Origin of the sequence: Pseudomonas sp. NPDC088890, assembly GCF_044900155.1 — a bacterium.
In the GTDB taxonomy this organism is placed as follows: domain Bacteria; phylum Pseudomonadota; class Gammaproteobacteria; order Pseudomonadales; family Pseudomonadaceae; genus Aquipseudomonas; species Aquipseudomonas urmiensis.
In genome coordinates this window covers 210,063-223,180 of record NZ_JBJDNG010000005.1, presented here as the reverse complement: position 1 = coordinate 223,180, position 13,118 = coordinate 210,063, and the positions used below count along the sequence as shown (strand labels likewise).

Here is a 13,118-nt window from a genome sequence, read left to right as displayed (position 1 = left end):
ATGCCGCCAGGATCAGAAATCCTTGCACAGGCGCAAGGCGTCGTAGATCGCCGCATGCACGTTGCGTTGGGCCACACAGTCGCCGATGCGGTACAGCAAGTAGCCTTCGCCCGGCTGGCTGAGGATCGGCTGCGGCTTGATGGCGAACAGCGCCTCCACGTCGATCTGGCCCTTGTTGCGCGAGTCTTCCTTGAGCGCGTAGTACAGCGCCTCGTCAGGCCGCACACCGTTCTCGATCACCACCTGGTCGACCACCCGCTCCTCTTTGGCGCCGGTGTACTCGTTCTCCAGCACTGCCACCAGCTTGTCGCCCTCGCGGTAGACCTTGTCCAGCATCAGGTCGCCGGTCATGATCACTTCCTTGGGGTACATGCTGCGGTAGTAGGTCGGGAAGCTGGTGCCGCCAATGGCTACGCCCGGCTTGATGTCGTCGGTGACGATCTCGACCTGAGAACCTTTGTCCGCCAGGAAGTCGGCTGTCGACATACCGGTGAATTCGCAGATGGTGTCGTACACCAGCACGTTCTTGCCCGGCGCAACCTTGCCGTCGAGCACGTCCCAACTGCTGACCACCAGCCCTTCGGCAGCGCCCCAGTGCTCGTTCTGCTCGACGAACGGATGACCGCCCACCGCCAGCACGATCACATCCGGACGCAGATCCTGGATAGCCGCCACGTCGGCTGCCGTGCCCAAGCGCAGGTCGATCTTCAAGCGGGCGAACTCCAGCTGATACCAGCGGGTGATACCGGCGATCTGATCGCGCTGCGGAGCCTTGGCGGCAATGGTGATCTGCCCGCCGATCTGTTCTTTCTTCTCGAACACGGTGACGTCATGACCACGCTCGGCGGCCACCCGTGCCGCCTCCATCCCCGCAGGGCCGGCGCCAACCACCACCACCTTGCGTTTAGGCCCGGTGGATTTTTCGATAATGTGCGGCACGCCCATGTATTCACGGGAGGTCGCGGCGTTCTGGATGCACAGCACATCCAGGCCTTGGTACTGCCGGTCGATGCAGTAGTTGGCACCGACGCACTGCTTGATCTGGTCGACCTGCCCCATCTTGATCTTGGCGATCAGGTGCGGGTCGGCGATGTGCGCACGCGTCATGCCGACCATGTCGACATAGCCGCCCTCAAGGATGCGCGTGGCTTGGTTCGGGTCCTTGATATTCTGCGCATGCAGTACCGGGACCTTGACCACCTCCTTGATGCCGGCCGCCAGGTGCAGGAACGGCTCTGGCGGATAGCTCATGTTGGGGATGACGTTGGCCAGGGTGTTGTGGGTGTCGCAGCCCGAGCCGATCACGCCGAAGAAGTCGAGCATGCCGGTGGCGTCGTAATACGCGGCGATCTGCTTCATGTCCTCGTGGCTGAGGCCATCGGGGTGGAACTCGTCCCCGCAGATGCGCATCCCCACGCAGAAGTCGTCACCCACCTCGGCGCGCACCGCCTTGAGCACTTCCAGGCCGAATTTCATCCGGCCTTCGAAACTGCCGCCCCATTCGTCGGTACGCTTGTTGACCCGTGGGCTCCAGAACTGGTCGATCATGTGCTGGTGCACGGCCGACAGCTCAACACCATCCAGGCCGCCTTCTTTAGCGCGACGCGCGGCTTGCGCGTAGTTGCCGATCACCCGCCAGATCTCTTCCGGCTCGATGGTCTTGCAGGTGGCGCGGTGTACCGGTTCACGGATGCCCGACGGCGACATCAAGGTCGGCCAGTTGAAGCCATCCCAACGCGAGCGACGGCCCATGTGGGTAATCTGGATCATGATCTTGGCGCCATGCTTGTGCATGGCGTCAGCCAGGTTCTGGAAGTGCGGAATAATGCGGTCGGTCGACAGGTTGACCGATGACCACCATTCTTGCGGGCTGTCGATGGCCACCACCGACGAGCCGCCGCAGATGGCCAGGCCGATGCCGCCCTTGGCCTTCTCTTCGTAGTATTTGACGTAGCGGTCGGTAGTCATGCCGCCATCAGTGGCATACACCTCGGCGTGCGCGGTGCTCAGCACACGGTTGCGGATGGTCAGTTTGCCGATCTGGATCGGCTGGAACATTGCTTCGAAGGCCATGACGCTCTCTCCGGCTTACAACGGTCTTGTAACGAACAGGCCATCTTCGTGGCCCTCTTCCGAACCGCCATAGACCTGCTCGGCCACAGTGCGGATCGAGCTGCCGCGGGCAGCGAGAATCTGGTCCATGGCGCCGGCAAACCAGCCAGTGAACATGTAGTCGACCTTGCGCCCGACCTTGCCGTACACGTAGACGAACGCCGAGTGCTTGAGCTTGACGCTGCAAGTGCCCTTGTCCAGGTCGATGTCCTGGATCTCGAACAGGCCCCAGCCGCGTTGCGACAGACGCTTCATGTAGTGCTCGAACACCGCCACACCTTCCAGGCCATGGCATTCGGCTTCCTTTTCACACCAGTGCCAGGCCGACTTGTAGCCCGCCTTGTAGAGGATCTCGGCGTAGGCGTCGGCGCCCAGCACTTCCTCGATGCCCATATGGTTGTTGACGAAGAAATGCCGTGGCACGTACAGCATCGGCAGGGCGTCGCTGGTCCAGACACCGGTCTCGCTGTCGACTTCGATAGGCAATTGCGGGGCGATCTTAGCCATGGAAACTTAACTCCATAAAAATGTTCGATTCGATCAAAAGCCGCGTTGGCTCTTGCTTTTATAAACAGCCGCTGTGAGTGCTGTTGGGGCCGTAGCGAGCGCGTCGAGCGCAAGGAAGGGCCGAAGCGAAAAGCGAGACAGTGCCGAGGCACGGCGAGCTTTTCGTGAGGGCCTGACGCAGCGATCGGCGCGCGCAGTAGGCCCCAGCAGTGCTCACTCGCCCCAGACGTCCTTGAGGACACTGACCCAGTTCTCGCCCATGATCTTGCGCACCACGCGCTCGGGGTGGCCGCGCTTGAGCAAGGTCTCGGTGAGGTTGGGGAACTCGCCCACAGTGCGAATGCCCAGCGGGTTGATGATCTTGCCGAAGTTGGTCAGGCGACGGGCATAGCCCTTGTCGTGGGTCAGGTACTCGAAGAAGTCCTGGCCGTGACCCTGGGTGAAGTCGGTGCCAATGCCGATGGCGTCTTCACCGACGATGTTCATGGTGTACTCGATGGCCTCGGCGTAGTCGTCGATGGTCGAATCGATGCCCTTGGCCAGGAACGGCGCGAACATGGTCACGCCAACGAAGCCGCCGTGGTCGGCGATGAACTTCAGTTCTTCATCGGACTTGTTGCGTGGGTGTTCTTTGAGGCCCGAAGGCAGGCAGTGCGAGTAGCAGACGGGCTTTTTCGATTCGAGGATGACCTCTTCAGAGGTCTTGGAACCGACGTGGGACAGGTCGCACATGATGCCGACGCGGTTCATCTCGGCGACGATCTCGCGGCCAAAGCCCGACAGACCGCCATCGCGCTCGTAGCAACCAGTGCCGACCAGGTTCTGGGTGTTGTAGCACATCTGCACGATGCCCACGCCCAGCTGCTTGAACACGTCGACGTAGGCGATCTGGTCTTCGAAGGCGTGGGCGTTCTGGAAGCCGAACAGGATGCCGGTCTTGCCCAGCTCCTTGGCCTTGCGGATGTCGGCGGTGGTGCGCACCGGCATCACCAGGTCGCTGTTGTCGCGAATCAGCTTCTGACTGGAGGCGATGTTGTCGACGGTGGCCTTGAACCCTTCCCAAACCGACACCGTGCAGTTGGCTGCGGTCAAGCCGCCTTTGCGCATGTCTTCGAACAGCTCGCGGTTCCACTTGGCGATGATCAGGCCATCGATGACGATGCTGTCGGCGTGTAATTCGGCTGGGCTCATCAGGCTGTCCCCTTTTATTGACTTGGTCTGCGCCGAACGTTGTGTCGGCGCTTTGGGGCCAGCATATGCCTGCACGACCGGGGAGCCGGATGCAAAAACGACAGGGGGTTTGCCGAAAGCGTCAATCCGCGACAAGTGCCCTGCGCCGCACCCTGCGGTGTTGAGAGCGACTCTCGATAAGGGCATTTTCTGAACTTGATGAACATTTCGTCAGAGAGCTATCGTCCGCGGCCGGGCTGAGCGAGAATCAGCCCCGATTGCTCAGCCGGGTGAGGAGAAAACCGATGAAATCAATGGCATGGCTGGTTCTGACGGCCGTTGCGCTGGGCGCCCACGCCGGCGAGGAAGAAAGCACACCTTGTGACAATGTCGACAGCGACCAGCAAGGTTATGCCTGTGCGGCCTATAACAAGCAGACCGCCGAGCGTGAACTGAAAGCGGCGTTCGACGATTTGATCCAGCGCATTCGCGACCAGTATCCAGATGAAGGCGAGAAGGTCGAGGCGTTGACGGCCCGTTTCCAGGCTGCCGAGACCCTGTGGACGCAGGTGCGTGATGCCGACTGCAAGGTCGAGACCTATGCCGAGAAACAGGGCACCAAGGCGTTCCAGGCGGCTTGGGATACCTGTGTGGCGCAGCGTAGCGATGATCGCTCGGAGTATCTGCAGTCTATTGGTCAGCAGTAGGCTGCGCTGACGCTATCGCGGGGCAAGCCCGCTCCCACGTACTACTGACTCAGCGTGGGAGCGGGCTTGCCCCGCGATAGCGTCAGTGCAGACCACGAGTATCTCATGACACCGCACTGAGCTGCCGATCCTCGCGCGGACAGCGGGCAAACCTGGCCCGATAGCAACGGGTGAAATACGACGCCGATTCAAACCCACAGGCAATGCTCACCTCCAGCACGCTCATGTCGGTCTGGCGCAACAACTGCCTGGCCTTGTCCAAGCGCAGGCGCAGGTAAAACCCGCTCGGGGTGTCTTCCAGGTGCAGCTTGAACAACCGCTCCAACTGGCGCCGGGTAATCTGCACCGCCTCGGCCAGCACCTGGGTATTGAGCGGCTGCTCGGTATTGCGCTCCATCTCGCCAATCACCTTGACCAGCTTCTTGTTGCTGATCCCATAGCGTGAGGCGATCTGCATGCGCTGGTGATCCTGACGCGGGCGAATCCGCCCAAGCACGAACTGCTCGGACACCTGCACCGCCAATTCACTGCCATGGGCCTGGGCGATCAGGTCGAGCATCAGGTCAATCGAAGCGGTGCCGCCGGCACAGGTAATCCGCCGCCTATCTATTTCGAACAGCTCCTGCGTCGCCTGCAAACGCGGATAGCGTTCCTTGAACGCCTCCAACGCCTCCCAATGCAAGGTGGCTCGGTGGCCATCGAGCAAGCCCGCCTCCGCCAGCAGCATGGCCCCGGTATCGATCCCGCCCAGGATCACCCCTTCATGATCGAAGCGACGCAAGCCTTGTTGCAGCCCTGGGCCAAAATGCGCCAATGGGTCGAAGCCCGCCACTACCAGCAGCATCCGCCCCGGCGCCTCTTGCCCCAGCGCCGCATCGGCATTCACCGACATGCCATTGCTGGCCTGCACCGCCCCGCCGTCTAAGCTGAGCACGCGCCAGTGGTACAGCGGCCCACGAAAGCGATTGGCCACGCGCAGCGGTTCCACGGCGCTGATAAAGCCCATCGCCGAAAAGCCCGGCAGCAACAGAAAGTGGATGGTGTCCGGCATCGAATGCTCCACAGCAAAAGGTGGTCGCTTGGGTGCAAGTGTTGGTCGCCAGGGTGCGAATTTCCACCCTGTACGCCGCGTAGCTTATACACACGGCCCGCAGAGGCCGCCCACCATAACAATATGCACTGCCGATGGAGAGCCACCATGCACAGCTTGATCCGCCGCAGCCTGTTATCCCTCGCCCTCACCAGCAGCTTGGCAAGCCCAGTATTCGCCGCAGAGCCTGCGGCCTGTCAGAAGGTGCGCCTGGGCGTGGTCAACTGGACCGACGTCATCGCCACCAGCGCCATGGCCCAGGTGCTGCTCGATGGCCTGGGTTACCAGACCAAGCAGACCAGCGCCTCGCAGCAGATCATCTTTGCCGGTATCCGCGACAAGCGCCTGGACATGTTCCTCGGCTACTGGAACCCGATCATGAACCAGACCATCACCCCATTCGTCGAGGCCAAGCAGGTCAAGGTGCTGGCCGAGCCGAGCCTGAGCGATGCGCGGGCGACCCTGGCGGTGCCCAAGTACCTGGCCGACAAAGGCCTGAAGCGCTTTGCCGACATTCACAAGTTCGACAAAGAGCTGGGCGGCAAGATCTACGGCATCGAGCCAGGCTCGGGGGCCAATACCCAGATCAAGGCGATGATCGCCAAGAACCAGTTCAACCTCGGCAAGTTCCAGCTGGTCGAGTCCAGCGAAGCCGGCATGCTCGCCGCCGTCGACCGCGCTGTGCGGCGCAAGGAAGCGGTGGTGTTCTTCGGTTGGGCGCCGCACCCGATGAACGTCAACATCGACCTGGTCTACCTGGGCGACAGCCAGGATGCCCTGGGCCCGGACGAAGGCCGCGCCACGGTATGGACGGTCACTGCGCCGGACTACGCCGAACGCTGCCCGAACGCCAGTCGGCTGCTGGCCAACCTGACCTTCAGCGCCGAGGACGAGAGCCGCATGATGCAGCCGCTGCTCGACCACAAGGACGCCCTGGAATCAGCCCGCCAGTGGCTCAAAGACCACCCCGAAGACAAGGCGCGCTGGCTCGAAGGCGTGACCACCTTCGACGGCAAGCCTGCGGCGGACAACCTCAAGCTCACTGCCAACTGACCGCCATCGCGGGGCAAGCCCGCTCCCACGAGCGAACCTGAGGGTAGCGCTCACACACCGACCGCGTGGGAGCGGGCTTGCCCCGCGATGAGGCCACTACTGCACCCCCATTTCTTCGTCGCCCTGCAGCCACGAAATGCCTCGACACGCCTGAAGGAAGCCAACATGAACCACGACATCATCATCACCTGCGCCCTCACCGGCGCCGGCGACACCGTAGCCAAAAGCCACCTGGTCCCGGTCACGCCCAAACAGATCGCCGAAGCCGCCGTCGAAGCCGCCAAGGCTGGCGCCACTGTGGTCCACTGCCACGTCCGCGACCCGCAAACCGGCCGCTTCAGCCGTGACGTCAACTTGTACCGCGAAGTCATGGAGCGCATCCGCGAAGCCGACATCGACATCATCGTCAACCTCACCGCCGGCATGGGCGGCGACCTGGAAATCGGCCCCGGCGAACGCCCCATGGAGTTCGGCCCAGGCACCGACCTGATCGGCCCACTGGAGCGCCTGGCCCACGTCGAAGCGCTGCTGCCGGAAATCTGCACCCTCGACTGCGGCACGCTCAACTTCGGCGATGGCAATGCCATTTATGTCTCCACCCCCGCGCAACTGCGCGCCGGCGCCAAGCGCATCACCGAACTGGGGGTCAAAGCCGAGCTGGAAATCTTCGACACGGGCCATCTGTGGTTCGCCAAGCAGATGATCAAGGAAGGCCTGCTCGACGACCCGCTGTTCCAGCTGTGCCTGGGCATCCCATGGGGCGCGCCGGCCGACACCACCACCATGAAGGCCATGGTCGACAACTTGCCACAAGGCGCGACCTGGGCCGGTTTCGGCATCGGCCGCATGCAGATGCCGATGGCCGCCCAGGCGGTGCTGCTCGGCGGTAACGTGCGGGTCGGGCTGGAAGACAACCTGTACTTGGACAAGGGCGTACTGGCCAGCAACGGCCAGCTGGTCGAGCGCGCGGTGGAGATCATCAGCCGCCTCGGTGCCCGCGTCCTGACCCCGGCCGAAGGTCGGGAAAAAATGAACCTCAAGCGCCGTTGATGCCATTGGCAGCAGGCCTGCCCATGAAACAGACAGCGCGCAGATGGCACCGGCTGCGCCGGTGTTCGCGGGCAAGCCCGCTCCCACAGGATTAGCGTCAAGCCAATTTTCTCTGTTTACCCTGAGGACTCGACATGCCTTTCATCACCGAGATCAAAACCTTTGCTGCGCTGGGCAGTGGCGTCATCGGCAGCGGCTGGGTTGCCCGGGCGCTGGCCCATGGCCTGGACGTGATCGCCTGGGACCCGGCGCCCGGCGCCGAAGCGGCCCTGCGCCAGCGCATCGCCAATGCTTGGCCGGCACTGGAGAAACAAGGCCTGGCCCCCGGCGCGGCGCAGCAGCGCCTACGCTTTGTGCCAACCATCGAGGAATGCGTGCGCGATGCCGATTTCATCCAGGAAAGCGCCCCGGAGCGGCTGGAGCTAAAGCTGCAACTGCATGCCAAGATCAGCGCCGCAGCCAAGCCCAATGCGATCATTGGTTCGAGCACTTCGGGGTTGCTGCCAAGCGAATTCTTCGAGTCCGCGACTCACCCCGAGCGCTGCGTGGTTGGCCATCCGTTCAACCCGGTGTACCTGTTGCCGCTGGTCGAAATCGTTGGCGGCCGCAACACCGCACCCCAAGCCATCGAGGCGGCGAAAGCCATCTACACCGCGCTGGGCATGCGCCCGCTGCACGTGCGCAAGGAAGTCCCTGGCTTTATTGCCGACCGTCTGCTCGAAGCGCTTTGGCGCGAGGCCTTGCACCTGGTTAACGATGGCGTGGCGACCACCGGTGAAATCGACGACGCGATCCGCTTCGGCGCGGGCCTGCGCTGGTCGTTCATGGGCACCTTCCTGACCTACACCCTGGCAGGCGGCGACGCCGGGATGCGTCATTTCATGGCCCAGTTCGGCCCTGCCCTGCAGCTGCCTTGGACCTACCTGCCAGCGCCGCAGCTGACCGACAAACTGATCGACGATGTGGTCGATGGCACCGCCGAGCAACAAGGCCAACGCAGCATCGCTGCACTTGAGCGCTATCGTGATGACTGCCTGCTGGCGGTGCTCGATGCGGTCAAGACCACCAAGGCCAAGCACGGCATGGCTTTCGGCGAGTGAGGAGGCAACGATGCCGGCACTGATCACCTATCGCACCCCAGTGTTGCAGGACTGGGTCGACTACAACGGCCACCTGCGCGATGCCTACTACCTGCTGATCTTCAGCTACGCCACCGATGCGCTGATGGAGCGTATCGGCCTGGACGCCGACAGCCGTGGTCAGAGCGGGCACTCGCTGTTCACCCTGGAGGCGCATATCAACTACCTGCATGAGGTGAAGCTCGCCAGCGAGGTGTGGGTGCAGACGCAGATTATCGGGTTCGATCGCAAGCGCCTGCACCTGTATCACAGCCTGCACCGGGCCGGCTTCGACGAGGCCCTGGCGGCCAGCGAGCAGATGCTGCTGCATGTGGATCTGGCAGGGCCGAAGTCGGCGCCGTTCGCTGAGCTCAGCCTGGCACGGTTGCAAACGCTAGTAGACGAACAGCAGGACCTGCCCGCTGCACAATTCGTCGGCCGGGTGATAAAACTCCCGAGTTAAAACATTCACCTAGCCCAAAAAATAACCCCGCAAAGCCGTGAGCTAGCGGGGCCAAGAGCGAGCAACATCCACCGTGACGTGCGAGGGTGACCAAACCCTGCGTTGCCGTGAATGACCCCAGTGTGCTGACTTCCCAGGCAGTTGATTTAGCCGGGAACGACCTGTTCATAGCCAAAGCAGTCATTGCGACATTCTGTCCTTGCCGGTACGCGGGGTTGGTCACAGAATCGACTGACAATCACAGCAGCACTCTCTTAGCGATAAAAGGGACAACAGCCATGATGCATGCGGATTTGATTGATCAGGACGACCTGTTGGGCCACCTGCGCGCGCGGGGCTTCGACATTCCGGCCGGGGCCAGTGCCGAGCAGGCCTGCGAAGCGGTGGTGCGCGGGCTGACCGAGCCTAATGCGCGGGCGCTCAAGGGCATGGTCGAGCAGATGTATACCGGTAGCGCGACGATTCTGCCGGCGGTACGCCAAGCAATCGAGCAGCAGCTGCTGCCAGCGCTGGCGCAGTACAGCAAGCGCGCTTGAGGATTTGCGAGGGCTGCGCCCTCGTTCGCGGGCAAGCCCGCTCCCACAGGGTGTGCGCAGATCTGAAGCCTGCGCAATTTCTGTAGGAGCGGCGGTTGGTGTTATTGACTACAAACCCTGAAACCGCCTCCGGCTCCTGTGGCAGCGGGCGTGCCCGCGAAAGGCACGACGCGCAGTCAGAGCCTCACACTGGCAAACGTCGACTCGTTGCGCGCCTGGCTGAGTGCGGCCAACGGCCCGCTGTGCGGTGACAGCGCCATGGCCTGCGGGATCGGCATCATCGCCACCTGCTGGGCGGTGTTGGAGCCAACGCGCTCATCGCGCGGCGGAATGCCGAAGTACTCGCGGTAGCACTTGGAGAAGTGCGGCGTGGAGACGAAGCCACACACCGAGGCCACTTCGATGATCGACATCGGCGTCTGCTTGAGCAACTGGCGGGCGCGGATCAGTCGCAGCTTGAGGTAATAGCGCGATGGCGAGCAGTGCAGATATTTCTGGAACAACCGCTCGAGCTGCCGGCGCGATACCGCCACATACACCGCGAGCTCGTCGAGATCGATCGGCTCTTCGAGGTTGGCCTCCATCAGCGCCACGATCTCCTGCAACTTCGGCTGATTGGTGCCGAGCATGTGCTTGAGCGGCACGCGCTGGTGATCTTGCTCATTGCGGATGCGCTCGTAGACGAACATCTCGGAGATGGCTGCCGACAGTTCGCGACCATGATCGCGGCTGATCAGGTGCAGCATCATGTCCAGCGGCGCAGTGCCGCCAGAGCTGGTGAAGCGGTTGCGGTCGAGGGTGAACAGGCGGGTGCTCATGTTGACCCGCGGGAAGGCTTCCTGCATCGATGCCAGGCATTCCCAGTGCACGCTGCAATCAAAGCCATCGAGCAGACCGGCACAGGCCAGCGCCCAGCTGCCGGTACACACCGCACCCAGGCGGCGCGACTGGCGGGCCTGGGCTTGCAGCCAGGTGACATGCTCGCGGGTGACGGTGCGCTGGATACCCACGCCGCCGCAGACGATCACGGTATCGATCGGCGGCGCGCTGTGCATCGCTGCATCCGGGGTGATCTGCAGACCGTCACTGGCCCAGACCTGGCCACCATCGACCGTCAGGGTGTGCCAGCGATACAGCTCGCGACCGGAGAGTTGGTTGGCCATGCGCAGCGGCTCGACAGCCGATGCCAGGGAAATCAGGGTGAAGTTGTCCAGCAGGAGAAATCCGATGGACTGGGGAGCTGTGCGGTTCTGGGTTTGGGTCCCGGAGGTGTACGACGTCATCGCGATTTCTCCTCACACAAATGCAGGGTATGCCTCAGGCGGGCACTGTTCTTGTAATGGCCCCAGTTCGTTTGCGGGGGCTTTGCCAATTCCAACGCAAATGGCATGCCTGAAATTGAACGCGCATCCAACAAAATCCAAAAACGACCTTCAAGGCCTGTGGATCCACAGTTTTCCTACAGCGCTGTAAGATGCTCAAACTTGCGTTGTAGGGCTTTTCCTTCGTAACAGTGAGCATTTCGGTAGCAGTGCCTGGGTACATATCAGTGAGCGACATGTGGCCCTGTCACCGCACCAGTATCAGCCTGCTGCACAGTTAAGTTGAAAATGCTGATGACCGGCGCACCAAATTGAGGCGGGTTGATTTCAGCGTGTAACCCAATCGCGGGCAAGCCCACTCCTACAGGGGTTACACCGAACCCTGCAGGAGCGGGCTTGGCCGCGAATCGCAAGCGCGACAGGGTCGCGGATCAACATTCGATCGCACTGACGGCGAGGCCACCGCGCGAGGTTTCCTTGTATTTGTCATGCATGTCGGCGCCGGTATCGCGCATGGTGCGGATGACCTGGTCGAGCGAAATGAAGTGCTCGCCGTCTCCGCGCAGGGCCATCTGCACGGCGTTGATCGCCTTGACTGCGGCAATCGCGTTGCGCTCGATACACGGCACCTGAACCAACCCGCCAACCGGGTCGCAGGTCAGCCCCAGGTTGTGCTCCAAGGCGATTTCGGCGGCGTTCTCCAATTGCCCCGGCGTGGCGCCGAGCACCTGGGCCAAGCCTGCGGCAGCCATCGCGCAGGCCGAACCGACCTCCCCCTGACAGCCCACTTCAGCACCGGAAATCGAAGCGTTCTTCTTGCACAAGATGCCCACCGCTGCGGCGCCGAGGAAGAAGTCCACCACGTTGCTGTCATCGACCACGTCGGAGAAGCGCATGTAGTAGTGCAGCACCGCCGGGATAATCCCCGCCGCACCGTTGGTGGGCGCGGTGACCATGCGCCCGCCTGCGGCGTTTTCTTCGTTGACCGCCAGGGCGAACAGGTTGACCCACTCCATCGCGCTCATGGTCGAGCCGATCACGTTGGGTTTGCCGATCTCTTGCAGGCTGCGGTGCAGCTTGGCCGCACGCCGGCGCACATTGAGCCCGCCGGGCAGCAGGCCCTCGTGCTTGAGGCCGTTGCTCACGCACTCCTGCATGGCCTCCCAGAGCGTGAGCAGCCCGGCGCGAATCTCCGCTTCAGTGCGCCAGACCCGCTCGTTGGCCATCATCAATTGCGACACGCTGAGGTCGTTTTGCTTGCACAGGCGCAGCAGCTCGGCGGCGCTGTTGAAATCGTAGGGCAGCACCGTCTGGTCGGCATCCAGCACGCCGCTGGCGGCTTGCGCGGCATCGACCACGAAGCCGCCGCCGACCGAGTAGTAGGTGTCCTGGTGCAGCTCGCCGTGCTCCCCCTCGGCGATCAAGGTCATGGCGTTGGGGTGATACGGCAGGTTCTGCTCGAGTAGCTGCATGTCACGGGCCCAGATGAACTCGATGGGCAGGCGGTTATCCAGCTTGAGGATATTGGTTTCGCGCAGGTCGGCGATGCGCGGGACGATCTGGCTCGGGTCGATGGCGTCCGGCCATTCGCCCATCAGGCCCATGATAGTGGCGTTGTCGGTGCCATGACCGACCCCAGTGGCGGACAACGAGCCGTACAGGCGCACCTCGATACGTCGCACCTGCTCCAGCTCGCCACGCTCACGCAGGCCCTGGACGAACAGCGCGCCGGCGCGCATGGGGCCGACGGTGTGTGAGCTGGAAGGCCCGACACCGATCTTGAACAGGTCGAACACGCTGATGGCCATTGTCGAATCACCTCTTGATGGGCTTGTCTGACCGCGCCATGTGGGCGGCCCCGCAGCTGCTAGTCTGAAACCGGCGAGCTGCCGCTAATGCACGCATCATCGGGCTTTTACCTTCCCCTTCGCCGTCTGCAACCGACGTACTTTTGTCCGACCGCGCCGCACTGATCCGGCCCTGTTTGCGC

12 protein-coding genes are annotated in these 13,118 nt (G+C 62.7%); 6 read left to right on the top strand and 6 right to left on the bottom strand.

The genetic code is table 11. The annotated features are described in order from the left end of the window. Positions 1-12: 12 nt before the first annotated feature. The 3 genes from dgcA to ACI2JX_RS13425 form a co-directional block, all read right to left on the bottom strand. Positions 13-2,073 carry a dimethylglycine demethylation protein DgcA gene (gene dgcA, locus ACI2JX_RS13435; RefSeq protein ID WP_186552774.1) on the bottom strand — a complete coding sequence of 687 codons (2,061 nt, stop codon included), beginning with the start codon at positions 2,071-2,073 and terminating at the stop codon, positions 13-15. A gap of 15 nt (positions 2,074-2,088) precedes the next feature. Beyond that, complete coding sequence (locus tag ACI2JX_RS13430; protein WP_264235280.1) at positions 2,089-2,619, bottom strand: DUF5943 domain-containing protein; 531 nt, start codon at positions 2,617-2,619, stop codon at positions 2,089-2,091. Positions 2,620-2,832: 213 nt separating this feature from the next. Then, the gene (locus ACI2JX_RS13425; protein WP_186552776.1) at positions 2,833-3,810 is read right to left on the bottom strand and encodes a dipeptidase; all 978 of its coding nucleotides are present in this window, start codon (positions 3,808-3,810) and stop codon (positions 2,833-2,835) included. 284 nt (positions 3,811-4,094) lie between these two features. Here ACI2JX_RS13425 and ACI2JX_RS13420 point away from each other — a divergent pair, with 284 nt between their 5' ends. Beyond that, the gene (locus tag ACI2JX_RS13420) at positions 4,095-4,496 is read left to right on the top strand and encodes a lysozyme inhibitor LprI family protein (RefSeq protein WP_186552777.1); all 402 of its coding nucleotides are present in this window, start codon (positions 4,095-4,097) and stop codon (positions 4,494-4,496) included. A 103-nt stretch (positions 4,497-4,599) separates the two neighbouring features. On the opposite strand, the gene ACI2JX_RS13415 is transcribed toward ACI2JX_RS13420, so the two are convergent. After that, positions 4,600-5,547 (bottom strand): GlxA family transcriptional regulator, encoded by a 948-nt coding sequence (locus ACI2JX_RS13415; RefSeq protein WP_368972644.1) that lies wholly within the window; start codon positions 5,545-5,547, stop codon positions 4,600-4,602. Between the two features lie 147 nt (positions 5,548-5,694). On the opposite strand from ACI2JX_RS13415, the gene choX reads away from it, so the two are divergent. From choX to ACI2JX_RS13390, 5 genes are all read left to right on the top strand, one after another. After that, positions 5,695-6,639, top strand: a complete 945-nt coding sequence (gene choX / locus ACI2JX_RS13410) for a choline ABC transporter substrate-binding protein (RefSeq protein WP_368972645.1) — start codon at positions 5,695-5,697, stop codon at positions 6,637-6,639. 165 nt (positions 6,640-6,804) lie between these two features. Further along, positions 6,805-7,689, top strand: a complete 885-nt coding sequence (locus ACI2JX_RS13405) for a 3-keto-5-aminohexanoate cleavage protein (protein WP_404690256.1) — start codon at positions 6,805-6,807, stop codon at positions 7,687-7,689. A gap of 134 nt (positions 7,690-7,823) precedes the next feature. After that, a complete protein-coding gene (locus ACI2JX_RS13400) occupies positions 7,824-8,789 on the top strand; it encodes an L-carnitine dehydrogenase (protein ID WP_404690255.1) in 966 nt (321 codons plus the stop codon). Between the two features lie 10 nt (positions 8,790-8,799). Beyond that, on the top strand, positions 8,800-9,270 hold the full coding sequence (locus ACI2JX_RS13395) for a thioesterase family protein (RefSeq protein WP_404690254.1): 471 nt from the start codon (positions 8,800-8,802) through the stop codon (positions 9,268-9,270). Between the two features lie 278 nt (positions 9,271-9,548). Further along, positions 9,549-9,806 carry a hypothetical protein gene (locus ACI2JX_RS13390; protein WP_186552783.1) on the top strand — a complete coding sequence of 86 codons (258 nt, stop codon included), beginning with the start codon at positions 9,549-9,551 and terminating at the stop codon, positions 9,804-9,806. Positions 9,807-9,982: 176 nt separating this feature from the next. Here ACI2JX_RS13390 and ACI2JX_RS13385 read toward each other — a convergent pair whose 3' ends face one another. Both ACI2JX_RS13385 and ACI2JX_RS13380 read right to left on the bottom strand, forming a co-directional pair. Continuing rightward, a complete protein-coding gene (locus ACI2JX_RS13385; protein WP_186552788.1) occupies positions 9,983-11,089 on the bottom strand; it encodes a GlxA family transcriptional regulator in 1,107 nt (368 codons plus the stop codon). A gap of 470 nt (positions 11,090-11,559) precedes the next feature. After that, complete coding sequence (locus tag ACI2JX_RS13380; protein ID WP_368972648.1) at positions 11,560-12,936, bottom strand: L-serine ammonia-lyase; 1,377 nt, start codon at positions 12,934-12,936, stop codon at positions 11,560-11,562. Between the last annotated feature and the right edge of the window lie 182 nt (positions 12,937-13,118).